Origin of the sequence: Streptomyces sp. NBC_00090, from assembly GCF_045160815.1 — a bacterium.
Taxonomy (GTDB): Bacteria; Actinomycetota; Actinomycetes; order Streptomycetales; family Streptomycetaceae; genus Streptomyces.
Genome location: NZ_CP108224.1, coordinates 48,892 through 73,364, shown reverse-complemented (window position 1 = coordinate 73,364; position 24,473 = coordinate 48,892). Strand labels below are relative to the sequence as shown.

The 24,473-nt window shown below is 68.7% G+C and carries 17 protein-coding genes and 1 pseudogene; 13 read left to right on the top strand and 5 right to left on the bottom strand.

All coding sequences use genetic code 11. The features are described from left to right. Positions 1-176: 176 nt before the first annotated feature. Together OG361_RS00310 and tkt are read left to right on the top strand one after the other, a co-directional pair. The gene (locus tag OG361_RS00310; RefSeq protein WP_405851216.1) at positions 177-1,175 is read left to right on the top strand and encodes a glycosyltransferase family 2 protein; all 999 of its coding nucleotides are present in this window, start codon (positions 177-179) and stop codon (positions 1,173-1,175) included. Then, positions 1,172-3,232 (top strand): transketolase, encoded by a 2,061-nt coding sequence (gene tkt / locus OG361_RS00305; protein WP_405851215.1) that lies wholly within the window; start codon positions 1,172-1,174, stop codon positions 3,230-3,232. The genes OG361_RS00310 and tkt overlap by 4 nt, the downstream gene beginning before the upstream one ends. A gap of 94 nt (positions 3,233-3,326) precedes the next feature. Here the strand turns inward: tkt and OG361_RS00300 are convergent, their stop codons facing one another. Next, the gene (locus tag OG361_RS00300; protein WP_405851214.1) at positions 3,327-4,115 is read right to left on the bottom strand and encodes an SDR family NAD(P)-dependent oxidoreductase; all 789 of its coding nucleotides are present in this window, start codon (positions 4,113-4,115) and stop codon (positions 3,327-3,329) included. A gap of 543 nt (positions 4,116-4,658) precedes the next feature. Here OG361_RS00300 and OG361_RS00295 point away from each other — a divergent pair. After that, entirely contained in the window at positions 4,659-5,648 is a 990-nt protein-coding gene (locus OG361_RS00295) for a hypothetical protein (protein ID WP_405851213.1), read from the top strand. Between the two features lie 170 nt (positions 5,649-5,818). Here the strand turns inward: OG361_RS00295 and OG361_RS00290 are convergent, their stop codons facing one another. Beyond that, the gene (locus OG361_RS00290) at positions 5,819-7,216 is read right to left on the bottom strand and encodes an MATE family efflux transporter (RefSeq protein ID WP_405851212.1); all 1,398 of its coding nucleotides are present in this window, start codon (positions 7,214-7,216) and stop codon (positions 5,819-5,821) included. A gap of 256 nt (positions 7,217-7,472) precedes the next feature. On the opposite strand from OG361_RS00290, the gene OG361_RS00285 reads away from it, so the two are divergent. The 7 genes from OG361_RS00285 (at position 7,473) to OG361_RS00255 (ending at position 14,319) form a co-directional block, all read left to right on the top strand. Beyond that, a complete protein-coding gene (locus OG361_RS00285) occupies positions 7,473-8,672 on the top strand; it encodes a radical SAM protein (RefSeq protein WP_405851211.1) in 1,200 nt (399 codons plus the stop codon). Between the two features lie 3 nt (positions 8,673-8,675). Beyond that, positions 8,676-8,912 carry an acyl carrier protein gene (locus OG361_RS00280; protein WP_384574006.1) on the top strand — a complete coding sequence of 79 codons (237 nt, stop codon included), beginning with the start codon at positions 8,676-8,678 and terminating at the stop codon, positions 8,910-8,912. A 23-nt stretch (positions 8,913-8,935) separates the two neighbouring features. After that, entirely contained in the window at positions 8,936-10,258 is a 1,323-nt protein-coding gene (locus tag OG361_RS00275) for a hypothetical protein (protein ID WP_405851210.1), read from the top strand. Between the two features lie 39 nt (positions 10,259-10,297). Beyond that, positions 10,298-11,386, top strand: coding sequence for a radical SAM protein (locus OG361_RS00270; RefSeq protein WP_405851209.1), 1,089 nt, complete (start codon positions 10,298-10,300; stop codon positions 11,384-11,386). 8 nt (positions 11,387-11,394) lie between these two features. Continuing rightward, positions 11,395-12,462: a hypothetical protein gene (locus tag OG361_RS00265; protein WP_405851208.1), complete on the top strand. Its 1,068-nt coding sequence runs from the start codon at positions 11,395-11,397 to the stop codon at positions 12,460-12,462. Between the two features lie 147 nt (positions 12,463-12,609). Continuing rightward, positions 12,610-13,893 (top strand): hypothetical protein, encoded by a 1,284-nt coding sequence (locus tag OG361_RS00260; protein WP_405851207.1) that lies wholly within the window; start codon positions 12,610-12,612, stop codon positions 13,891-13,893. A gap of 45 nt (positions 13,894-13,938) precedes the next feature. Then, positions 13,939-14,319, top strand: a complete 381-nt coding sequence (locus tag OG361_RS00255; protein WP_384574019.1) for a phosphomannose isomerase type II C-terminal cupin domain — start codon at positions 13,939-13,941, stop codon at positions 14,317-14,319. On the opposite strand, the gene OG361_RS00250 is transcribed toward OG361_RS00255, so the two are convergent. Then, entirely contained in the window at positions 14,289-15,377 is a 1,089-nt protein-coding gene (locus tag OG361_RS00250) for a MupA/Atu3671 family FMN-dependent luciferase-like monooxygenase (RefSeq protein ID WP_405851205.1), read from the bottom strand. The two genes, OG361_RS00255 and OG361_RS00250, sit on opposite strands and share 31 nt — an antisense overlap. A 185-nt stretch (positions 15,378-15,562) precedes the next feature. Between OG361_RS00250 and OG361_RS00245 the strand changes: the two genes are divergently transcribed. Together OG361_RS00245 and OG361_RS00240 are read left to right on the top strand one after the other, a co-directional pair. Continuing rightward, a complete protein-coding gene (locus OG361_RS00245; protein ID WP_405851204.1) occupies positions 15,563-16,543 on the top strand; it encodes a phosphotransferase family protein in 981 nt (326 codons plus the stop codon). Between the two features lie 824 nt (positions 16,544-17,367). Next, positions 17,368-19,770, top strand: a complete 2,403-nt coding sequence (locus tag OG361_RS00240; protein WP_405851203.1) for a M4 family metallopeptidase — start codon at positions 17,368-17,370, stop codon at positions 19,768-19,770. A gap of 448 nt (positions 19,771-20,218) precedes the next feature. On the opposite strand, the gene OG361_RS00235 is transcribed toward OG361_RS00240, so the two are convergent. Beyond that, the gene (locus tag OG361_RS00235) at positions 20,219-22,645 is read right to left on the bottom strand and encodes a M4 family metallopeptidase (protein WP_405851202.1); all 2,427 of its coding nucleotides are present in this window, start codon (positions 22,643-22,645) and stop codon (positions 20,219-20,221) included. Between the two features lie 307 nt (positions 22,646-22,952). Then, a pseudogene (locus OG361_RS00230) lies at positions 22,953-23,115 on the bottom strand (TraM recognition domain-containing protein); the annotation flags it as partial. Between the two features lie 346 nt (positions 23,116-23,461). On the opposite strand from OG361_RS00230, the gene OG361_RS00225 reads away from it, so the two are divergent. After that, on the top strand, positions 23,462-24,019 hold the full coding sequence (locus tag OG361_RS00225) for a YciI family protein (protein ID WP_405851201.1): 558 nt from the start codon (positions 23,462-23,464) through the stop codon (positions 24,017-24,019). The last annotated feature ends 454 nt before the right edge of the window (positions 24,020-24,473 follow it).

Here is a 24,473-nt window from a genome sequence, read left to right as displayed (position 1 = left end):
CGGGTGCGCCCCGGCCGGTCGACGAACGTCCGGACACGCCCCACGCCGTCCACGGCCTCGTCTCCGCTGCCTGAACGATCACCGGTGTTGAACACGCCGGAAGCTTCGTACTCTTCCGAAGCGCTCTGCCGCCGCCGCAGCACCGCTGAGGAAGGACCGGAAGCACCATGCCACCGATGCTGAGCATCGTCGTACCCGTATTCGATGTCGAGCTCTACCTCTCCGCCTGTCTCGATTCGCTGGTCGGCCAGCGAATCGACGACACGGAGATCATCGTCGTCGACGACGGCTCGGCGGACGGCAGCCGCCGGATCGCCGACGCGTGGGCGCGCAAGGACTCCCGGGTACGGGTCCTCGAGCAACGCAACTCCGGCTTGAGCGCCGCCCGCAACACCGGCGCGCGGGCGGCGCGCGGGACGTATCTCGCCTTCTGCGACGGCGACGACATCGTGCCGTCCGGCGCGTACGCCGCCCACATCGCCTCGCTCGAAGCCTCCGGATCCGACTTCTCGACCGGCGACGTGCGGCGGATCGACAGCACCGGCGTGCGGCCCCACCCCGGATACCGGGACGTGTTCGCGGGAAACCGGCACCGCACCCACATCCGCCGCCACACCGCACTGGTACGCGACCGCATGGTGTGGAACAAGGTGTTCCGCCGCTCCTTCTGGACCTCGCGGGAGCTGGCCTTCGTGCTGCCGGCGTACGAGGACGCGCCGGTCATGATGCGCGCGCACATCGAGGCCTCGGCGGTCGACGTCCTCTCGGAGGTCGTCTACTACTGGCGGATCCGCGAGGCCGGCGCGCCCTCGATCACCCAGCGGCGCGACGAGCCCGCGAACCTCGCCGCCTGCATGCGCATGGTGGTCGACACCTTCGACGTCATCACGGGGCTGGCCGAAGACCTCATCCTCCCGTACGCGGACGACATGTGCCGCGGCGATATCCGGGACGCGCTCGACGGCCTGAAGCTGCATGACGAGCGATCCCTGGCCGAGGCGCTGTCGCTGGCGCGCTCGTTTGTCGAGCGGGTACCCGCCGAGCTCATCGGGGCCCTGCCCGCAGCGGACCGACGTCTGATGAACCATCTGGTCCGCGGCGAGCTGGCCGAGATCCGGCAGCTCGTGAACGAGGCCCCACACACCACCGCGAACGAAAGGGAACCAGCACAGTGAGCGCCGAGACCGCCCTCGAATGGTCAGATCTCGATGACAAGGCGATCGCGGTCAGTCGTGCCCTCGCAGCCGACGCCGTCCAGCAGGCGGGCGGCGGCCACTCCGGCGCGGCGATGGCGCTCGCCCCGGCGACCTACCTGCTCTTTCAACACCTGATGCGGCACGACCCGGCGGACCCGGCGTGGATCGGCCGCGACCGGTTCGTCCTCTCGTGCGGGCACACGAGCCTGGCGCTCTACGTTCAGCTGATCCTCTCGGGCTACGAGCTGTCCGTCGAGGATCTCGCGCGCCTGCGGCAGTGGGGATCACCGACCCCCTCGCACCCGGAGTACGGCCGCACACCCGGCGTCGAGATGACGACCGGGCCTCTCGGCCAGGGCCTCGCGACGGCGGTCGGCATGGCGATGGCGGCGCGGAAGCAGCGCGGTCTGTTCGATCCGGACACCCCGCCCGGCCGGTCCGTGTTCGACCACACCGTCTGGGTGATCGCGTCAGACGGCGATCTCCAGGAGGGGCTGACCAGCGAGGCGTCCTCCCTCGCCGGCCATCAGGGGCTCGGCAACCTCGTCCTCCTCTACGACGACAACCACATCTCCACCGAGGGCGACACCGATCTGGCGTTCAGCGAGGACGTGCTCGCACGCTACGACGCCTACGGCTGGCACACGCAGCGTGTCCGGGACATCAATGACCTCTCGGCGCTGCACGGCGCGCTGAGCGCGGCGCGCGACGAGGCCGACCGTCCGTCGATCATCGCGGTCGAATCCGTCATCGCCTGGCCGGCGCCGAACGCCCGGGGCACCGCGAAATCGCACGGTGGGCCGCTGGGCGCCGACGAGGTGGCGGCGACCAAGCGCCTGCTGGGACTCCCCGAGGACCGGACCCTCCACATCCCCGACGACGTGCTCCGCCACACGCGTCAGGGCGCTGAGCGGCGCCGTGAGGAGCGCGGGGATTGGAACGTGCGGTTCGACAAGTGGCGCGCCGGCAATCCGCGGGCCGCGGAACTCCTCGACCGGATGATGAGCGGGGGCCTGCCGGACGGGTGGACGTCCAAGCTCCCTGCCTTCCCGGCCGGTACGTGGACGGCGACCCGCGCGGCGTCCGGCGCGGTGCTGAACGCGGTCGCCGGAACGCTGCCCGAGCTGTGGGGCGGCTCCGCAGACCTCGGCGGGAACAACTGCACCGTGATCCACGGCGCCGACAGCTTCCTGCCCGAGCCCAAGGGCGGCTCGCCCTACGGCCGTAACCTGCACTTCGGCGTCCGCGAGCACGCCATGGGCGCGATCCTCAACGGCTTCGCGCTCTACGGGTTTCGGCCCTACGGGGGCACGTTCCTCGTCTTCTCCGACTACATGCGCCCGGCGGTGCGTCTCGCGGCCCTGATGGGGCTGCCGGTGACGTACGTCTGGTCGCACGATTCGATCGGCCTCGGCGAGGACGGCCCGACGCATCAACCCGTCGAGCACCTCGCCGCGTTGCGCGCGATCCCCGGGCTCGACGTGGTGCGCCCGGCGGACGCGAACGAGACCGTGGCCGCGTGGCGCACCATCCTCGAACGCGGCGACCGTCCCGCCGGCCTGCTCCTGTCGCGGCAGGATCTGCCGGTGCTCGACCGGCCGACCGACGCCGCCGCCGACGCCGCCAGGGGCGGCTACGTGCTCGTCGAATCCTCGGCTCCGACGCCCCGGGTCATTCTGATCGGCACCGGATCCGAGGTGCAGCTCGCGGTGCGGGCGGCCGAACTGCTCGAAGCGGAGGCGATCGCGACCCGGGTGGTGTCGATGCCCTGCGTGGAGTGGTTCGCCGAGCAGGACCCGACCTACCGCCGCCGCGTCCTGCCGCCGGAGGTCGGGGCACGCGTGTCGGTGGAGGCCGGGATCGCCCTCGGCTGGCGTGAATTCGTCGGCGAGTACGGGGAAATAGTCGCCCTGTCGCATTACGGTGCCAGCGCGCCCTACGAAGTCCTCTACGAAAGGTTCGGCCTCACCGTGGACCGGGTCGTGGCCGCCGCCCGAGCCAGCCTCGCGAAAGCGGAGGCGTACACCGGCCCCTGACCGGGCCCGGCCCGGCGCAGCCTTCCGAGGCCGGCCGGTGCACTCCTGGCGCCCGACGGAAAACCCGGGAGGGGAGGTTTTCCGTCGGGTCGGATCACCGACATACCGCCTGCGATGCCTGCTGTTTCGCCTTCAGCAGCGACATCGTTGCGTCTGCCACGTTCGCCCGGCCCGGTATGCACAGTTCCGCTCCGCGCTCCAGCGCGTCTACCGCTACGGCCGCGACATCATCAGCAGATTTCCACATGATTGCCGGGATCGCCGCTATCTCCTCGGCGGTGAATCCCGCGCGCCGGTCGAAATCGGTGGGAACCGGACCGGGGCACAGCGCGGTCACGGTCACCGGCGTTTCCTGGAGTTCGAGCCTGAGCGTGCGGGTGAAGGACAGCACGAACGCCTTCGATGCCGCGTAAGTGCCCTGTCCGCCCATCGGCTTGAATGCCGCCGTCGAGGCTATGTTGAGAATCGCGCCGGAATTCCGGTCGATCATGCCGTCGACGAACGTGCGGCACAGAGCCACGACACTGACCACGTTGAGCTCCATGTGTCCGAGCTCTGTGTCGAGGTCGCACTCCGCGATGCTGCCGCGGGTGGCCGCACCGGCGCCGTTGATCAGTATGTCGACGGACAGCCCGGTCCGCTTGACGCGCGCCTCAAGCTCCGCGCGGTCCGCCCGACTGGTGAGATCGGCTTCGATGGTCTCGACACGGGCACCATGCTCTCGCAGCTCATCCGCGATGCGCCGCAGCCTGCCCCCGTCGCGCGCCACCAAGGTGCTGCCGTAACCGCGCGACGCGAGCGCGCGCGCCATGGCCGCGCCGATGCCCGAAGACGCTCCAGTGATCAGCGCGGTCCCCCACGGAGACGGTGGTGGAAGTGACATGACACCAACCCATCGTGATGACTTGCCTCGACATACATTCCGAATACGCGGCCGCAATCGGCGATTTATCGTTCTCTCGCGTACAACCCACCCTGCCGTCTATCAGATTCAGCGAAGGCATCTGAGGCGGGAGAACATCGCCCGGCCAATACTGTCATCGTATCCGCGCGGTGCACGGGGGCTAACCTGGCTGCTTGTTCATCCGCGCCGTGCGACCGCGTGCCTCAACCGAGTCGCAAGGCCCTGATCGCCGTGGGCACTTGGCCGCCGTGCGCGATCCAGCCGACTCAGGACTCACTCACCTCACGGAACACAACCACCCACCGTCGCACCCGTGTTAGCGTAAACACGACCTGATCACCCTACGCTCATCCCGCCTGCCGGAACACGGGGTGACTTCAGTCGCCGGCGGCGACCGCGACCGAAGCCACGCCATCGGGGCACCACCGATGCTGCCCTGGTGGCGGTGCCTACCCATGCGGGTCGGCCGCGCAAAACATCAGATCGCGTGCCATCACGGAGTCGAGAGGTGCGATGGTGTCAGTGCTTTCCGTTTCCAGCGAGAACGGCCTGGTCCCTGGGGACGACTTCATCGGTCAGGTCACCAGAGTGGAGATCGATCAGCTTCTTCCCGCCGACCTGATCCGGCTCGACGGCATCAGCGAGGAGCACGTCCGCCTGATCGCCGATTCCGAACTGAGCATGCCCCCCATCGTCGTGCACACGGACACGATGCGCGTGATCGACGGCATGCACCGGCTGAAGGCGGCGAGCCTCCGGGGGGACGAGACCATCCAGGTCAAGTTATTCGACGGCAGCCCGGAAGCGGCGTTCATCCTCTCGGTGAAGGCCAACAACGCGCACGGGCTGCCTCTGACCGCTGCGGACCGGCGCGCGGCGGCGGGTCGGCTGCTCGGCCTGTGCCCGGACTTATCAGACCGGGCGATCGCCGCAATCGTGGGCGTTTCGGCGCACACCGTCGCCGCCGTGCGCCGTTCGACTGAGCAAAGCGCACAGTCGAACAGCCGCGTGGGCAGGGACGGCCGGGTGCGGCCGACCAGCACCGCGGACGGGCGCAGGAAGGCCGCGGAACTCATGGCGGCGCGGCCGGACGCCACCATTCGCGAGATCGCCAAGGAGACGGGGCTCTCCCTCGGCACGGTCGCCGACGTGCGACGCCGCGTGCTGCGCGGCGACCCCCCGGTCCCGGCCGGCCAGGCGGGAAGAGCGACCGCGGCGAACACGCCCGCCGGGCCCGAAGCGACCGCCGCGGACGGTGCCGCCTCGGGCGTCGATGTGACCTCCTCCTGGCGGCAGCTCACCCGCGATCCCTCGCTGCGGTACACCAAGAACGGCCGACAGTTACTGCGTTTGCTCAGCGTGCACTCCTCCGTCGCCGAGATCGTCGACGCGGTGCCGAGCCACTGCTCGCAGAACGTCGCGACGCTGGCGCGGGAGTGCGCCCAGGCGTGGGGGCAGCTCGCGCAGCGGCTCGAAAAGCTGGAGCGGAGCCCCGTCGACAGCCTCGGCTGAGCCGCAGTGCTCGGCACCTCGCGCCGGGAATCCCTTCGCCCGCCGCGTCATCGGACCTCTCAGGACGCAGCGGAGGAGGGAATCCGGGGCCCTGGGTCGGGGCGCGCCGCTTCGAGCACGGCGCTCCAGGCGTATGGATCACGACCGTTGCTGACAGAGCCGGGTCTTGATCATGGCGTCCCGGCCACGGGCGGCGTGCGCCGGTCGGCGCGGTGCAACAGCAGCAGCGCGGCCGCCGCGGTGGCGAACTCGCCGGCGGCGAGGCCGAACCATACGCCGTGCGCGCCCCAGACATGGCCGAACGCCACGACGAGCGGCGCCTTCAGTACGAGCAGGGTGCCGATGGTCAGGATGTACGCGGGCAGCGGGCGTCCCAGGGCCTGGAAATAGGCCGCGGTCAGCGGCGCGATACCGGTGACGATCCCGCCGAGCGCGATGACGTACAGCGCGAACCTGGCCTCATCGGCTGCTTCGCCGCCGCTGACGAAGATGCCGACGAGCGGTTTGGCGAGGACCGCCAGCAGGATCGCGGTGGCCGCGCCGTAGACGAGCGAGGCCCACAGCGCGAGCGTCCGGGTTCGCGCCACTCTGGCGGTCAGGCCGCGCCCTGCGTTGTAGCCGACGATGGGCTGCAGCCCCTGGCTTATGCCCGTGTGCGGCATCACGGCGAAGGTCTGCAGGCGGGAGCAGACGGCGTACGCGATCAGTGCAATCGCTCCGCCGGTCACCGCGAGGGTGTCGTTGACCAGTACGGCGAGCACGGTGAGGCCGATATTGGCCAGGAAGGACGGCAGCCCGATGCCCACCAGCGTGCGCAGGGTCACGGCGTGTGGACGCAGGTCGGCGAGGCGGACGCGGTACGGCCGCTCGCGCTGCAGGAAGAAGAACCACCAGCTCATCACGGCGGATACGGTCTGCCCGCCGACGGTGCCCAGGGCGGCTCCGCTCACCCCGAGGTCGAGGCCGAAGATCAGCAGCGGGTCGAGGATGATCTGCACCACGATGGCGCCGATCCACATCCGGGTGGAGAACCCGACCCGGCCCTCGGCGCGCACCAGGCTGGAGAACCCGGTGTAGGCCAGTGACCCGCACAGCAGGATCACCGCGTACTGCCGGGCGTACTCGTGCAGCGGGCCGCGCGCGCCCAGCATGTCGAGGAACGGATCGATGAAGACCAGCCCGGCCACGGTGGTGACGGCGGCGGTGACCCAGAACAGCGTGAAGGCGTTGCCCGCCGCGCGGGCGGCCGCGGGCTCGTCGCCGGCTCCCAGCGCGCGGGAGACCAGCGTCGCGCCGCCCGCGCCCACGGTGGTGGCCACGGCTCCGAGCAGGAGCAGCAGCGGGGCGACGAGGTTGACCGCGGCCATCGCCTGATCGCCGACCCCGTGGCCGACGAACCAGGCGTTCGTCAGGGCGTAGAGGCCGAACATCCCGACGGAGGCGATGGTCTGCACGCAGTTCTCCCACAGCAGCCTGCCCACCGGGCGGGTCGCCATTCGGCCCACGGCGTCCTCGGCCTCGGCCGGCGCGGCCTCCGGCGTTTTCCATTTCTTCTTGATGCTCTTCACGTCCAGCAGGAAAGCACGCGTCTGATCGGTTCGGCCACCGTGCGGTTCACCGCGCATCTTCCCTGCCGGACAAGGGGGCTGACACAAGAGCGAATCGGCTGTTCATTGACGCCTGACAAGGCGTCGGCCAGACTGCAGATCTCGTACTCCTCGGCCAAGGCTCAATCCAGGCGGAGCACATCCCACTTCATCAATGTCGCCCACTGGGGAATGCGCGCGGCGGCGGTCAAAAGCGTAGGGAAGAGTAGGTCGCAGCATGGCAGAGCTCGACAAGGTGAAATCCGGCCCCCAGACTTCACGTAACCTCGACAACCGAGAGTTCCTCGATCTACGCAGAACGGTCGCGGTTCGGTCGAAGACCATTCATGCGCTCGAGGAAGACCCGCAGTACGCGTCGGAAGTGCCAGACGAGGTAAGCCTTCAGCTCACCTACAAGTGCAATCTCCGCTGCCTGCACTGCTATCAGTGGAGCGATCAGGGATTCTTCCAGGGATTCAGCGTCGCCGAGCAGCAGACCGAACTCGATGTCGACATCGTGCGGCGGGTGCTCGCGGCGACCTTCGCGCGGAAGTCGAAGCTGTTCGTCTGGGGCGGCGAGCCGCTCATGTACTCGAAGTTCGGTGAGTTCGCCGCCATGCTGGCCGCCGACCCGCGCCCCGTGACCATGTGCACGAACGGCCTGCTCATGCAGCGTCACGCGGAGGACCTGCTGCGGATCGGGGAGAACCTCAGCCTCCTGGTCAGCCTCGACGGGCTCAAGGAGCACCACGAGGCGCTGCGCGGGCCGCGCAGCTTCGACCGGACGATGCGCAACATCCAGTACATGATCGACCTTCAGCGCTCCGGTCACTTCGGCGGCACCATTTCGCTGTCATGTATGGTCAGCAATGAGACCGTCGGGCAGATGTATGAGTTCATGGAATGGGCCGAGGAACTGGGCGTCGACAGCGTCTATTTCCAGTTCCCCTGGTACATCAACGAGGACGTCGCCACCGAGATGGACGACCTCTATCGCGAGGAGTTCTCCTGGCTCAATCCCCTTGAGCCGGGAAAGCCCGCGACGTGGCACTCGTACACCTACCGTCTCAAGCCGGAGGCCATTCCGACGCTTCGGGAATCGATGGCCAAGCTGGCCGGACGGCGCTGGAAGTCGCGGATCCGATATCAGCCGCAGGTCGGGCTGGACGAAGTGGACGACTTCATCCGGGGCACCTCGAGGCCGGCGCAGGGCCGGCGGCGCTGCCTCGCGGTGTCGAACCGCATGGAGGTCCACGCCGATGGGAACGTCAGCTCCTGCAAGTTCTTTCCCGAGTTCGTGGTGGGAAACCTGCACGAGACGGACGTCCTCGATCTCTGGCACAGCGAGCGTTTCCGGCGCGTACGGGAAATCCTGCGGAACAGGGGCCTTATGCCCGTGTGTTCAAAGTGCGTACTTCTGTATCTGAACGGAGTTTAGGGCGTGGACCCGATCTTCAGCACCGTATCGACGTGCCTGCGCAAGGTTCTGGCGCGCGAGGTCTCCATCGAGCCGGAGACGAGCATCGTCTACGATCTCGGACTCGACTCCCTGCAGATGATCGAGTTCCTGCTCACGATCGAGGACGCGCTCCAGGTCGAGCTGGACTTCGAGACCATGGACATGGACTGCCTCCGGTCCGTGGACGCGTTCTGCCGCTTCGTGTCCACGAAGGGCTGAGGGGGCAGGGACGGATGCGAGCCGTGCAACCCCGGAAGGGCGCCCTGCACATCGGCCCGGTGGGCGTGGAGGATTCCTGGCGGCCCGCCGACCTCGCCGCGTTACCCCGCATCGGGTCCGCCCACGGCTCCGCCATCGCGCAGGCCCTGGACGAGGTTCTCTCCGCGCTGAGCGAGGAAGGGGACCGGCTGATCACGGCCTTCGAACTGCCACCCGGCTTCGTCGAGGCGATGCGGGCCGCGGGCTTCCCGGTGGACCCCGTGCCCCACACCCAAGGCGCCGGCGACGACGTCGTCGCGCGGACGCTGGCCCAGGCGGACGCGATCCGCCCCCAAGTCGCCGGCCTGACCCTGCGGCCGTACGCCGCGCGCCCGGAGTACGAGGACCTCGCTTCCGCGCTGGATCTGGCCTACACATCGCCCACCGCCGAGTGCGCGATGCGGGTCAACTCCAAGACGTGGTCCAACGAGGTCGTCCTGGCGCACGGATGGAACGGATCCGCGTGGCCCGTCACCTCGCTCGCCGAGCTGGAGCGCCGGGTCGCACAGGCCAGCTCCGTCGCGCTGCTGAAGGACCCTTACGGCGTGTCCGGCCAGGGAACGGTGGCGATCCGCTCGGAGACCGCGTACCGCTCCGTTGCCCGGCACCTCGCCCGGCAGGTCGACCGGGGCAAGCGGCTCGAGCTGCTCGTCCAGCCCCTGTTCGAGAAGCACAGGGACATCTCGTCGCACTGGCACATCTCCCCGGACGGCTCCGTACGGAGTACCGGGCTCCTGGAGAACGACGTCGAAGGCTTCCGCTACCGGGGCTCGTCCCCGGCGGCCCCGGAATCCTTCCGCCAGGAGGAGTTCGAGCACCTCGACGCGGCGGGCAGGACCCTGTGCAAGGAACTCTACGCGGCCGGATATTTCGGCCCGGTGGACATCGACGGGCTCATCGCGACGGACGGGACGGTCGTACCGTGCCTGGAGGTGAACGCCCGCGTATCCATGGGCACCGTCGCGCTGGCATTGATGCGCCACGCCGCGCGGCTGGGCCTCCACGCGACGCTCGAGTTCATCAACGTGCGGCTGGACGCCGGGGCTCGCCCCTTCCCGTCGTTCGTGAACAGGCTGGACGACGCGGGCCTGCTGTACCGGCGGCAGCGGCCGGGTCTCGTGCCCGTCGCGGCCAACACACTCACCCGGGGAGAGCGCGGCCGCCTCGTCCTCGGCGTGTTCCATCCGCCCGGCGACGCGGCGCACGTGCTGCGTGAGGCCATCGGGATCGCGTGCGCGTGCGGAATCCATCCGGAAGATCAGCGCCACCCCTGCCACGCACGGCCCGCCGACGATCCGGAGCGATGACGGCCCTCGGCCGTCCGACCCCCATGGAGAGAAAACCCTATGTCCAACACGCTCATCCGATCCCCCAAAGACGGCCCGTCCTGGCTGGTGCTGCAGCTGCTCGAGCGATGCAACCTGCGCTGCCACATGTGCTACGAGTGGGGTGACGGAGGGTCCTTCCACATCCTGCCGGATCTCGCCGAACTCGACGTCGACCTGGTCCTGCGCATCCTCGAGGAGGTCCGGCCGGTCCAGCCGTACGTCGAGCTGTTCGGTGGGGAGCCGCTGCTCTACAAGGAGGTCTGGCGGGTCATCGACGCCATCCACGCCGGCGGGAGCCAGCTCGTCTTCCCCACCAACGGGACGACGCTGCGCAGCCACGCGGACCGGCTGGTGGGCGACCGGCACATCAGGGTGTGGGTGTCCGTGGACGGGCCGCGCGAGGTCAACGACGTGCAGCGCGGCGCCGGGGTCTTCGACAAGGCCATGGCGGGGATCGACGCGCTGGACAGCCTCAAGCGCCGCCGCGGCGTGAGGTTCCCCGAGATAGGTGTCACCTACCTGGTCACGCCGGACAACGCCGCACACATCTCGGAGTTCTTCAAGGAGATCGACCTGAGCAAACTCGGCGCCGTGAGCCTCGAGTTGCAGAGCTTCGCGACGGCCGAGATGCACCGGCACTACAGCCGTGTGGCCCGCGACAACTTCGGCATTCCGGCGGTCCGGCACTCGGCTCCCTATATCCGCAGCCCCCAGTTCTTCGAGTCGATCGACGTCGAGGATCTCGTCCGGCAGATGATCGAGGCGCGGGAGGCGTGCGAGCGGGCAGGGGTGAAGTTCTTCTCCCGTCCGGCGGCGCTCGAGGTCGAGACCGTCGGGGCCTACCTGCGCGCCGACTGGACCGCGATGAAGGACTTCCACGAGCGCTGCGCCGTCCCGTGGCGCTACGCCGAGATCTCGGCGCGCGGCGACGTCACGACCTGTCACACGTTCTACGACATCCCGCTCGGGAACATTCACGAAGCCTCGCTGCTGGACATCTGGCAGGGAGAGCAGGCCACGAAGATCCGGCAGCATCTGCGGTCCTCGTTGTGGCCCATCTGCCCCACCTGCACGCGGTACTACTCGCTGGAAACCCACCCGATTTAACGAGGGCAATGAATATCGCACTGACGTCCGGAGTCGCACTGGGGACGCACATACCCGGGCTGCTGCTCGACCGGGCCCTGTCGGCCCGCGGGCTGCCGAGCAGGGTGTACGTGCTGGAGAAGTACTTCCCCGAGGAGATCAGACAGCGCATTCAGGCCGCGAAGGGCCGGTACAGCCGCGACTACCGGCTGGCGAAGGCCGCCCACGCGCTGGCCACCGACCACGCGGAGCTGATCCCGCCGGAGACGCTCGCCGCGCTCTTCGACGAGTGGGACGCGGCCGGAGCGGGCTCGATCACCGTCCTCTCCGGATTCTGGACGGGGATCGTCGCCGCCTACGTCGACCGGCGTCCGGGCGTCCGCGTCGACGTGTGCCACGTCGACGCGGTGCCCTCCCCGTCCCACCGCCACGCGGAAGAGATCACCGGTAGCACGCACACGTGGCTGCTCGACGCCCGGACGAACACGTTGAACGAGGCGATCCCGGTGACGCAGGCCGGGGCGCGGCTCCCCTGGGAAGCGCGGTCGATCAGCTTTCTCGCCCACGGCGGCGGCTGGGGCATGGGGACCCATGCGGCCGCCGCCGCGCAGCTCGTCGAGGCGGGAGAGTCGGTGAGCCTGATCCTGCCGGAACCCTGGAGCGATCCGCCGGCCGGGCTGAGCGCGTACCACCAGGACCCCGGGTGGGAGCCCGGCCTGGGAACGGACTTTCCGCGCCTGGTCCCGGGTCAGGGCACCGGCGCTCCCTCGTTCGACTCCCGGGAGCACTGGTCCGACGCGTTCGAACTGACCCGGCGCAGCCGCGCGGTGGTCAGCAAGCCGGGCGCGGGCACGCTCATCGACTCCCTCAACGCCGCGACGCCCGTTCTGTTCACCGAGCCGCTGGGCGACTGGGAGCTCGCCAACGAAAGGGTCTGGTGCGCCCTCGGGTTCGGAATGCGCCTGTCGGAGTGGCTGGACAAGCGCGATCCGGCGATGCTCCAGGCCATGCACGAACGCCTTCGCGCGGCCGCCGACGGAGCCGCGCCCTATCCGGACCGCATCGTCGCCCAGGGATTCGGGCGGCGAAGCCGTTGACGGTCCGAGGGCGCGGGGGCGGTCGCGCGCTGAGACCTCACCGTATCCACACGGATCAAGGTATTGATCATTTAACGAGGGGAATCAATGGCCGTCGGCGACAGTGAATCGCACAGCCTCTCCATCCGGGGGGCAGAGAGTGGCCCGATGTCCCTCACCTGGGGACAGGGGAACATGTGGGACAGCATGGCCGCACTGGGTTCGTTGTCGGACCGTCTCAACATATCCTGGCCCATTTCCTCATTGAAGGACGGAATCAGCGTATCCGAGGCGCTCGACCGCCTCCAGGGACTGCTGTCTTCCCTCGATATCTTTCGCGCGTCGTTCGATACGGAGAGTGTGCGGCAGACATTCCGCGGCGAGGCCGGCATCGAGGTTCGCGTGACCGAGGCTCCGGCCGACGTGGTTCCCGTGCGCCACGGATACAACACGCGGAAGGATCCGGCCTGCGCGGAGTTGGCGAGCAGGGCGTTCGGTATGGACGAACCCCAGATCCGTCTGGGACTGCATCATGCCGGCGGGATCGTCACGCAGATCAACGTCGCGCTGTCGCATCTCGCGTTCGACGGCAGCGCCTACCGTCCGCTGGACCGCCTGATCCGCGCCGCGGTGGAGGGGCGCGAAACCTCCACGCTCGGCATGCAGACCGCGGAGTTGGTCGGATACGAGCAGTCGGCCGACCAGGTCCGCAGAAGCGACGCCGTGATCAACGGCTGGGTGGCCTCGTCCAAGAGGCTGACGCCCGGCCGCGGCCTGATGTCGATGACGCCGGGCGCGTTCTCGGTGACGATTCTCCGGTCGCGGGCAGCCGCGGTCGCCGTCGAGGCGCTCGCCCTGCGTTACGGGGTGAGCACGAGCGGCGTCGTCGTCTCCGCGCTGACGAGAACCATCCGCCGACACGTCAACAGCGAGCTTTCCGCGCTCCTGCTCGTCTGCAACAACCGGTCGCATCCAAAACTCACGGACTTCGTGGGCCAGACGATCGGGAATGGGCTGCTCGTCCTGCCGAACGAGAATCCCGGCGACCGGTTCGCCGAATACACGAAGAGCACCTACGCCCGCACGATCACCACGTACAGCCGCGCACGATACGACTGCATCAAATGGCGTGACGCGCTCGCCGAGCTCACCGCGAAGGGGCTCGCGACCGATTTCTCGTACTATTTCAACGACGTGCGGAGCGATCGCGGAATATGGGCGGGGTTGGAGAGCGGGTTGCCGGATCTCAAGACCCTGCTCGAAGAGTCGTCCATCACCACCGTCGGCCGGCGCGACATGGGCGACGCCACTCTCTTCGCCGATCTCGGCAGCGACGGCCACGAGCTGATTCTGCAATGGGTCTGCGACGACACGCAGATTCCACCGGCACAGGCCGCCTCGGCGCTCGCCGCGCTGGAGAGCCTCCTCGTCGCCGAGGCCTTGGAAGTCTGAACCGAGTGCGACCGACCGGTTGAGCACGAGCTGGGAGCTGAGAGCATGCGCAACGAAACCATCGAGCCGGAGATTCACTACTATCCGCGGCCCTACGGCGTTCAGGAGCGGCTGACACTGAACACCGAATCGACCGTCAAGTTCATCACCATCGATCCGGGGCGGCAGGTGAATCTGCACCGGCACGCGAAACGCGACGAGTGGTGGACCGTCCTGGACGGCCCGCTCGACGTGCAGATCGACGATCGCGCGTGGACGGCCGCCGTCGGCGAGCGCATCTGGATTCCGCGCGGCCTCGCCCACCGCATCCACAACCCGGGCGATGTGCCGCGCAGGTTCCTCGAACTGTCCCTCGGCTTCTTCGACGAAGAGGACATCGAACGCCTCGACGACAGCTACCGCCTGCTCGCCTCCACGGACCGCTGAGCCTCCCCGCGATCCACCGCGGTACGCAACTCGTCGAGACGCGCCAACCCACTCAGCGCCGCGTCGATCGGCACGCCGAAATCGATGAGGCACGCGATCTCGTCGACGCCCGCCTCCCGAGCGCGCTCCACGACGGGAAGCGCGTCCGAAACCGCGCCGAACAGGCCGTCCGAGGTGAGGTAGCGCTGGTAGGCATCGTCCACGGCCGCCGGCGCGTACGTGGATCTGGCCCAGGCCCAGGCACGCTCCTCGGACGGCCGCCGCGTGGCGGTCCCGTTGCCCGCGGACGCCCCGGTCGAGCGCAGGTTCAGATCCACTGCGGACATCAGATAGCGCCGCAGCGGCTGCCGCACGAGGCGCTCCACCGACTCGAGCTCCTCGCCGAGGCAGGTGTGCAGCATCAGGACGACGTGTCCGCGACCGTCGCGCCCCGAGCCCGCGTAGGCGCGCCGATACGCCGCGACGTTTGCCGCCAACGACTCCATGCCCTGGGTGAGCAGGTTCGTCAGCACACCGGCACCGACGTGCCCGGCGGTCTCGAACGTGCCCGGGGTGCCGCTGCTGGTGAGCCACAGCGGAATCTCCGCCTGCACCGGCCGCGGGTAGACCCGGTACTCGGGTTCGGCGTCGAAGGCCTCACCCCGCCAGAGGCGACGAAGGGTCTCGACGGCGGCCACGGTGCGCTGCCGCCGATCGGCGTACGCCTCCGGATTGAAGAGGAAGTCCCGCGGGTTCCAGCCGGAGGCGAGCGCGACGCCGGCCCGGCCGTGCGAGAGGTTGTCCACCATGGCCCACTCCTCGGCCACCCGCACCGGATGGTGCAGCGGCAGCACCACGCTGCCCGCCCGCACCTGCACCCGTGAGGTCACGGCCGCCACCGCCGCGGCCGTCACCGCCGGGTTGGGGAACAGACCGCCGAAGCGGTGGAAGTGCCGCTCGGGCGTCCAGACGGCGGCGAGCCCGTGTTCGTCCGCGAAGCGGGCTCCCTCCATCAGCAGACGGTAGCGATCGCCCTCGGCTTCCCCGTCGTCGGCGAAGTAGAACAGGCTGAAATCCACGGTTTCCCCCGTCAACGCTCGGGCTCCAAGGCTTGGGCAAATCACGCATAACGTGCGTCCGGATGATCGCCCACGTTAGCAATCGACGAAGCCGAGAGGCCAGCAACAGCAAGGCCTCGCCGGACACTTGAGTGCACAACGCCGTCTCGGTGCTACCGTCCGATCATGCTTCGGGCGGAGGATTGATGGAGAGCATCACCAAGAACCGGCAGCCCGTCGAGGCGCTTCGCGCGATGGTTGCCCGCGCCTACGGCCCGCAGGAAGTGTGCGACGCGGGCGAGGACTGGGTCAGCGAACTGAGCTACGGCTGGTTCAACGTGACCTATCGGATCCGGCTGCGATCCGGCGCGCAGGTCGTCCTCAAGATCGCGCCGCCTCCGGACGTCGAGGTCATGACCTACGAGCGCGGCGCCATGGCCACCGAACTGGCGGCGCTGCGGCTGATCCGGGAGCACACGAAGGTTCCGGTGCCGACGGTCGACTTCGCCGATCAGAGCCATGAGCTGTGCAACGCCGACTACTTCTTCATGACGTACGTCGACGCGGACAACCTCAACGCCATCAGGGACACCCTGACCGGGACGGAGATCAGCGCGTACGACGAGGCGCTCGGCACGGTCACCCACGAGCTGAACAGCATCCCGGGAGCCACCTTCGGCCCGCTGGTCGGGCCGGGTGAGAGCACATGGCGCGCGGCCTTTCTGCGCATGGTCGAGGAGCTGCTGGGCGACGGCGAGCGACGCGGCGTCGACCTGCGCCACGGCTACGACGCGATCCGCGAAGTCGTGGCCGCCCACGCCGATTCGCTGGACGAGGTGACCGAGCCCCGGTTCGTCGAGTGGGACCTGTGGCCCGGCAACTGCCTGGTGCGCGACGGCCGGATCATGGCGATCATCGACCACGAGCGGGCGTTCTACGGCGATCCGCTGATGGAGTTCGGCTTCGCCGGGAGCGAGTCGGGCGCTTACGGAGACTCCACGGCCTTCATCAGCGGCTACGGCCACCGGCCGTTCACCACCGCCGAACGGACCCGCCGACGGCTGTACAACCTTCACCTCGCTCTGATCCAGATCATCGAGACGGCCTTTCGGGCGCACACCGACACCGAACAGTACGACTGGGCGTGCGAGCGACTGAGCGAGACCGTGGCCCTGCTCGGCGAGTAAGCACACTGACAGTCTCCTCGACGCCGCGCGGCCGCGGCGTCGAGGACCGCTCGGAGTCGCCCCTCCCGCGGACTGCCCGCCTTCGCCCGACGAGGGGTCGTGGGGCGAGTGCGAGGCTGTGCATGTGAGCGACGGCTTGGACTGCGTGGGGGAGGCGTTGCCCCGAGCGTTGGCGTGCTCGCGGGAGAAGCGTTGCCCGGTACGCGCACGGCCGACGGTCGGACGCGTGGTTCGTTCAGTGTGCACTTTCAGCCATTCCAGCTCCGGCGGAATGGCATGTTCACGCGTACAAGACAGGCTTACGCGCAGTGTGGTGCAGCGAACGCACCATCAATCTGCATGCTCTGCACAGATGTTCGTTCTACGCCTCCTTGATCAGTTCTGCCCGGGCGGATCCCCGTCCGTCCGGTCTGCGGCCGAGACCTCGGCCGCAGACCAAGGAACTCATGGTGAGGCGTTCCTCCCGGGGCGGTTGCTGCTGCTGCCCTGACGGTCGGTGCCGCGATGGTCGCCGTCGCGCTTCCCGCCGGCGCCGCCACCACCGCCACCACGCACGTCGGCGACCTCCCTCACGGGTCCGACTATCGGACGCACAAGTCCGCAACCGTATGGATTTCAGCCAACCCGTGCGAGTGGAATGACATGTTCACGTAATCATGACAGTCTTCCGAGCATTCTGTTGCAGGGAGCATGCGCATAACACGCATGTTCTCTGCGGCAGTTGATCGCGCACCACTTCGTCGGTTCCGCCCGGGCGGCTCGATCCCCATCCGCCCGGTTCGTCAATCGGCCGAGACCATCGGCCGTCAATCAAGGAGCTCAGAGTGAGACGTTCCCCCCGCAAGGCCGTCACCGCGGGAGTGCTGATAGCCAGTGCCGCGATGATTGCCGCGGCACTTCCCACCGGCGCTGCCGCCGCCGGCACCGGCTCTCCCGCCCCTGCGCCGGAGAAGGGCGCTTCCGCCAGCGCCACCCCCCGGGCCGGCGCACTTCAGGTCAAGCTCAGCCCGGCCGAGCGGGCCGCTCTGATCGCCGACGCCACCGCCACCCGTGCTGCCACGGCCAAGGCCCTGGGCCTGGGCACGCAGGAGGCGCTGGTGGTCCAGTCCGTGCTCAAGGACGCCGACGGCACGGTGCACACCCGTTACGACCGCACGTTTGCCGGCCTGCCGGTCCTCGGCGGTGAACTGGTCGTGCACGCGGCCGCGAACGGCGCCGTCAAGGACGTCACCAAGAACACCAAGGCCACCGTCACCGTCGCCTCCACCACGGCCGCCAAGAGCGCCGAGTCGGCGAAGTCCGTCGCGCTGGGCAAGGCCAAGGCCGAGGGCTCCAAGGCCCCGAAGGCCGACCTGGTCCGCAAGGTGGTCTGGGCCGCCTCAGGCAAGCCGGTCCTGGCCTGGGAGACCGTGGTCGGCGGGCTGCAGCACGACGGCACCCCCAGCCAGATGCACGTGATCACCGACGCGACCACCGGCGCCGAGATCTTCGAGTACGAGGAGATCAACACCGGCGTCGGCAACAGCCAGTACAGCGGGCAGGTCACCATCGGGACCTCGGGGTCCGCCGGCAGCTACACCATGAACGACGCCGCCCGTGGTGGTCACAAGACCTACGACATGGGCCACTCGTCTAGCGACGGCCAGCAGGGCACGCTGTTCACCGACGCCGACGACGTCTGGGGCAACGGTCAGCCGGCCAACACGCAGACCGCCGGCGTGGACGCGCAGTACGGCGCCCAGCTGACCTGGGACTACTACAAGAACGTCCACGCCCGCAACGGCATCAAGAACGACGGCGTGGCCGCCTACTCCCGGGTCCACTACGGCGACGCCTACGTCAACGCCTTCTGGGACCCGTCCTGCTTCTGCATGACCTACGGCGACGGTGACGCCAACGCCAAGCCGCTCACCTCGATCGACGTGGCCGCGCACGAGATGACGCACGGTGTCACCGGCAACACCGCCCGCCTGATCTACAGCGGCGAGTCCGGCGGCCTGAACGAGGCCACCTCCGACATCTTCGCCGCCGCGGTGGAGTTCTCCGCGAACAACGCCAACGACGTCGGCGACTACCTGGTCGGCGAGAAGATCGACATCCGCGGGAACGGCACCCCGCTGCGCTACATGGACCAGCCCTCCAAGGACGGCAAGTCCAAGGACTACTGGTACTCCACCCTCAGCGAGGTGGACGTCCACTACTCCTCCGGACCGGCGAACCACTGGTTCTACCTGGCCTCCGAGGGCAGCGGCGCCAAGACGGTCAACGGCGTCAACTACAACAGCCCCACCTACGACGGGCTGCCGGTCACCGGGATCGGCCGGGACGCCGCGATGAAGATCTGGTACCGCGCGCTGACCACGTACATGACCGGCTCCACCAACTATGCCGGTGCCCGCCTTGCCACCCTCCGGGCCGCCGCCGACCTGTACGGCGACGGCAGCGCCACGTACGTCCACGCCGCCAACGCCTGGGCCGCCGTCAACGTCGGCGCCCGCCTTCCCCTGGGCGTGAGGATCACCGACCCGGGCAACCAGTACACGGCGGTCAACGCCGCCGGGAGCCTCCAGGTCCAGGCCATCAGCACCAACTCCGGGCCGCTGACCTACTCGGCCACCGGCCTGCCCGCGGGCCTGTCGATCAACGCCTCCACCGGCCTGATCTCCGGCACCGCGACCACGCTGGGCACCAGCAACGTCACGGTCACGGTGAAGGACTCCACCAACGCCTCCTCCACCGTCACGTTCACCTGGAAGATCTACACGCCCGGCCCCTGCAACCCGGTGCAGCTGCTCGGCAACCCCGGCTTCGAGTCCGGTAACACCGCGTGGACCGCCACCGCCGGCGTCATCGACAACGGCATCAAGACGCAGCCGCGCACGGGTACGTGGAAGGCGTGGATGGCCGGCTACGGCCATACGCAGACCGACACCCTGTCGCAGACGGTGACCATCCCGGCCGGCTGCCCCGCCACGCTGACGTACTGGCTGCACATCAACACCGACGAGATCATGAACACCGTGTACGACACGCTGAAGGTCCAGGTGAACGGGTCCACTCTGACCACGTACTCCAACCTGGACAAGAACACGGACTACGTGAAGAAGACCCTCAACCTCTCTGCCTACGCCGGGCAGAGCGTCACCCTCAAGTTCACGGCCGCGGAGGACTACGGCTTCCAGACGTCCTTCCTGCTCGACGACGTCACGCTCAACGTCACCCCCTGAACCCCTGCCCACGGCTGAGGCCCTGACGGGCCGCGGCACGGCACAGAGGTGAAGGACGAGGCCCGCTCCCCTGAAGGGGGCGGGCCTCGTCGCCGTCGCCGGGCCGCCTCAGAGGCGTTTGATCTTCCCGGACCCGGACCCGGACCCGGACCCGGACCCGGACCCGGACCCGGACCCGGACCCGGACCCGGACCCGGTCACGGCAATCCGGGCTGCCGCGGGTTGTTCCCGTGGGTGAACAAGCGCAGGAACGTGCCACCTGGCCGGTGTCGAGGGCGCTCGGGGGCCGCCACCGTGCGGCATCCCGCATCCGCATCCCGCATCCCGCATCCCGCATCCCGGGATTCCCGCGAACGGCGGCGAGGCCCGCACCCTTCGGGGGTGCGGGCCTCGCCTTCGTACAGGTGCCTCTGCTCGTCAGGGCGTCAGCGTCGTTTCAGTGGGTGGTTCAGTTGTGGGCGGTGATCGCGGTGTCGTCGAGCAGGAAGTAGGTCGGGGCGGACGTGTCCTCCGTGCTCGTGAACTTCAGGGTGACGTTCTGTCCGGCGACCGGGGCGAGGTCGATCGTCTTCTGGAGGTAACCGGTGCTCTTGTCCAGGTTGGAGTACGTGGCCAGGGTGGTGCCGTTGGCCGTGACGGTCATCTTGTCGTACTGGGTGGTCGTGGTGCCCTCATTGGTGACGACGCGCAGCCAGAAGCTGACGGTGGCCTTGCAGCCGTAGGGGACGAACACGGTCTGCGTCAGCGTGTCAGTGGACGTGGAACCGTTACCGCCCACCACCGCCTTCCAGGTGCCGGTGCGCGTCGGCAGCCAGGAGCTGTCGTTGCTGATGACGTTGCTGCCGGTCGTGGTCCACACGGTGTTGCCGGACTCGAAGCCCGCGTTGCCGAGCAGCTGCGTTGTGGTGCAGGCGCCGTAGGTGAGCCAGGAGAACGACACGATGTCGAGGGCGCCGGTGGAGTCCGTGACGGTGAGCGTGACGTTGTGGTTGCCGGCCGTGCTGGGCGAGCCGGTGATCTGGCCGGTGGAGGCGTTGAGGCTCAGGCCGGCGGGCAGGCCGGTGGCCGTGTAGGTCATCGCCCCGGCGTTGCTGGTGACGGCCTGGATCTGCAGGCTCACCGCCGTGCCGGTCTGGGAGACCTGGTCGCCGGGGTTGGTCAGCGTCACGCCCTGGGTGATGCGGGGGCCGACGTTGACCGCGGCCCAGGCGTTGCCGACGTTCTTGTAGGTGGGGCTGCTCGCCCCGTACAGGTCGGCGGCGGCCTGGAGGGTGGCGGTGCGGGCACCGGCGTAGTTGGTGTTGCTGGTCATGTACGTGCTCAGTGCCCGGTACCAGATCTTCGCGGCGGCGTCGCGGCCGATCGGGTTGACCGGCAGGCCGTCGTAGGTGGGGCTGTTGTAGTTGACGCCGTTGACCGTCTTGGCGCCGTTGCCCTCGGAGGCCAGGTAGAACCAGTGGTTGGCCGGACCGGAGGAGTAGTGGACGTCGACGCTGCCGAGGCCGGAGTACCAGTAGTCCTTGCCGTAGCCGTCCTTGGACGGCTTGTCCATGTAGCGAAGCGGCTTGCCGTCGCCGTCGAAGTTGATCTTCTCGCCGATCAGGTAGTCACCGGCGTCGTTGGCGTTGTTCGCCCAGAACTCCACGGTGGTGCCCATGATGTCCGAGGTGGCCTCGTTCAGGCCGCCGGACTCGTTGCTGTAGATCAGGCCGGCGGTGTAGCCGGTGACGGCGTGCGTCATCTCGTGCGCCGCGACGTCGATCGAGGTGAGCGGGTTGGCGTTGTAGTAGCCGTCGCCGTACGTCATGCAGAAGCAGGCTTCCCACCAGAACGCGTTGCGGTAGATGCTGTCGTAGTGCACGCGGGAGTAGGGGGACACGCCGTCGTTCCTGACGCCGTTTCGGCCGTGGACGTTCTTGTAGTAGTCCCAGGTCAGCTGCGCACCGTAGGCGGCGTCCACACCGGCGGTCTGCACGCTGCTGGGCGCGCCGGTGCCCCATGTGTCGTCGGAGTCGGTGAACGTCGTGCCGACGGGGATGTTGCCGCCGAAGGGGTCGTCCACGGCGTGGTTGAGGTCGGTGGTCTTGTGGCCGCCGCGGGTGTTGTCGACCATGCTGTAGTTGCCGGCGGACCCCGTGGTGCCGAGGGTGACCTGGCCGGCGTACTGGCTGTTGCCGGTGCCGTTCTTGACGGCCTGGTACTCGTACAGCTTGGCGCCGGTGGTCGCGTCGGTGATGACGTGCAGCTCGGAGGGGGTCTTGTCGTGCTGGATGCCGCCTACGACGGTCTCCCAGGCCAGCACCGGCTTGTCGGCGGCGGCCCAGACGACCTTGCGGACCGAGTTGGCCTTCGGGGACGTGGCGCCCTCGGCGTTGGCACGGCCCAGCGCGAAGGACTTCGCCGAGTCGGCGGACTTCACCGCGGTGGTGGAGGCGACGGTGATGGTGGCCTTGGTGGCCCTGGTGACGCCCTTGGCGGCACCGTTGGCGGCCGCGTGCACGACCAGGTCACCGCCGAGGACGGGCAGGCCGGCGAAGGTCCGCTCGTAGCGGGTGTGCAGCGTGCCGTCGGCGTCCTTCAGGACCGACTTCGGCCGCAGCTCCTCCCGCGCGCCCAGGCCCAGGGCCTTTGCGGTGGTGGCGCGGTGCGCCTGTGCGTCGGCCACCAGCGCCGCGTGCTGGGCCGGGGTGAGCTTGACCGCCAGGGCGCCGGCCCGGGGGGTGGCGCTGGTAGAGGCGGAGGCGGCCTGGGCCGGCGCCTGGGTGCCGGCGGTGCCCGTGGCGGTGGCGGTGGTAGCGGGAAGCGTGACGGCGACCATTGCGGCACTGGCTATCAGGGCACCCGCGGCGACAGCCTTGCGGGGGGAACGTCTCACAGAGAACTCCTAGGGGGGCGGCCGAGGGGCTCGGCCGGATACCGGACGGACGGTGGAGCCACCCGGGCAGGACCGAATCAAGGAGGTCCACAACGAACCACCGTGCGCTGCATGCGCATTGATGATTCGTTGGCTGCACCGAGTTGCGCGTAAGGCTGCCCTGTTTGCGTGAACATGTCATTCCGTCTGCGCGGAATGGCTGAAAGTAGACGCCCGCGAGTCTCCCGGTCCGATAGTCGGACGCATTTCAGGCCAGGCTTGCGGTTCGCTCGGGGCGGCCTGCGCGGCGGCGACACATCAGCCGCCAGGTCGACTTGCCGGACTCGGAGATGGACGTCCAGGTCGTTTCCGCATCGTGGTCGCCGGTCATCCGCGAGCTCGTCAGCGAAATCGGGATCGTCGATACCGGACCCGATGACCTTCACGGTGATCACGGACCACATGACGTCCATGCCCACGTCACCCCGGACGGTGCCGCGCCGTTCCAGCGAACCGGATCTGTCCGAAACCGGTGTCAGTCTCTGTCCGTGTACGCGACCTGCTCTGAACGAAGCACCATGAGCCACCATTTCCACGTCACGTTCGACGCCCACGACCCGCGGGCGCTGTCGACCTTCTTGCATCGACCGGCAGCTCGAAGAGGAGGCCCTCACCCACGGCGCTGACCCGCTCCACCTCGCGCTCGTCTTCGTCATCGACGAGAAGACGGCCATCCGCTACGCGGAGTCGGCACGCGTGCTTGTGGGGAGGCCGCCGATCAGCCGGCGCAGTGAAACCCGCTCGCCCAGGTCACCTCCTTGAAGAGACCCTATGGGCATGGAGTTCTTCTGCTACCACCGAGACCGGCCCGGATCCCTGCCGCTGCGCTACGAGCTACTGGAGGAGCATTGGTCCTACATGGACCGGTACGCGAAGGAGATGATCGCCCGGGGCCCGACCTTCGCCGACGACGGCGACACGCCCACCGGCAGCGTGCACATCCTCGACCTGCCCGATCCCGCCGTCGCCCGCGCGTTCGCCTTCGACGAGCCCGGCTACCAGGCCGGCGTCTACCGGGACGTGCTGCTGCGGCGGTGGCGCAACCTGCTCGGGCGCACCATGTGGGACTTCCCCGGCGGCCGGACCGGCGGCAACCGCTACCTGGTGCTCGGTCTCGGCGCGGGGCAGGCAGCCGACGCCGACCTCGCGGTGCCGCCCGACCGTGACCAGCTGATCGGCTACGGGCCGCTGCTGTCAGACAACGGCTCCACCTGGCTGGGCACGGCGGCGCTGGTCCGGGCGCCGGACCCGGACACGGCACGCGCCATCCTGACCCCGGACCGGTACGCCGACATCGAGGTGCACAACTGGCAGTTCGGCGGGCGGCCGTCATGACCCGAGGACGTCCGACCGACGTGACTGCCGAAGCCCTTCGAATGGCTCGGCGTCCTGACTTGTTCTCGTGACTCTCGCGACTCCCGCACCGGCGGGAACGTGGGTGACGCGACCGAGGGATGAAGATGCGTGAGAACGTCAGGAGCCTTCTCCCGTGGGTTCTCGCGGCAGGGGCGTTTCAAAGTCCCGGTGATCATGTGAGTCCGCAGGTGGCGGCGGTGTGACGAGTCCAGGCCGGACGTCACGCACGCATCGAAGCTCCGGTTGAACGGGGCAGCCTCCCCAAGTCGCCTCGAACGACCGGATCTTCGATTGCCTCGCCTCGCTACCGGCACCCTTCGACCTGGCGGGGTTCACTGTCACGGGCGACGCTCTGCACATGGAGCGCACCCACGCGCGCTTCCTGGCTGAGGAGAAGGCCGCCGTCACCCCTTCCACAAGCGAGGCGGGGCAG

What these genes read in the sequence shown, in the direction of transcription:
- OG361_RS00255 (WP_384574019.1), top strand. Translation starts at nt 13,939, where the DNA reads ATGCGCAACGAAACCATCGAGCCGGAGATTCACTACTATCCGCGGCCC.
- OG361_RS00245 (WP_405851204.1), top strand. Translation starts at nt 15,563, where the DNA reads ATGGAGAGCATCACCAAGAACCGGCAGCCCGTCGAGGCGCTTCGCGCG.
- OG361_RS00260 (WP_405851207.1), top strand. Translation starts at nt 12,610, where the DNA reads ATGTCCCTCACCTGGGGACAGGGGAACATGTGGGACAGCATGGCCGCA.
- OG361_RS00310 (WP_405851216.1), top strand. Translation starts at nt 177, where the DNA reads ATGCTGAGCATCGTCGTACCCGTATTCGATGTCGAGCTCTACCTCTCC.
- OG361_RS00265 (WP_405851208.1), top strand. Translation starts at nt 11,395, where the DNA reads ATGAATATCGCACTGACGTCCGGAGTCGCACTGGGGACGCACATACCC.
- OG361_RS00300 (WP_405851214.1), bottom strand. Translation starts at nt 4,115, where the DNA reads ATGTCACTTCCACCACCGTCTCCGTGGGGGACCGCGCTGATCACTGGA.
- OG361_RS00285 (WP_405851211.1), top strand. Translation starts at nt 7,473, where the DNA reads ATGGCAGAGCTCGACAAGGTGAAATCCGGCCCCCAGACTTCACGTAAC.
- OG361_RS00270 (WP_405851209.1), top strand. Translation starts at nt 10,298, where the DNA reads ATGTCCAACACGCTCATCCGATCCCCCAAAGACGGCCCGTCCTGGCTG.
- OG361_RS00225 (WP_405851201.1), top strand. Translation starts at nt 23,462, where the DNA reads ATGGAGTTCTTCTGCTACCACCGAGACCGGCCCGGATCCCTGCCGCTG.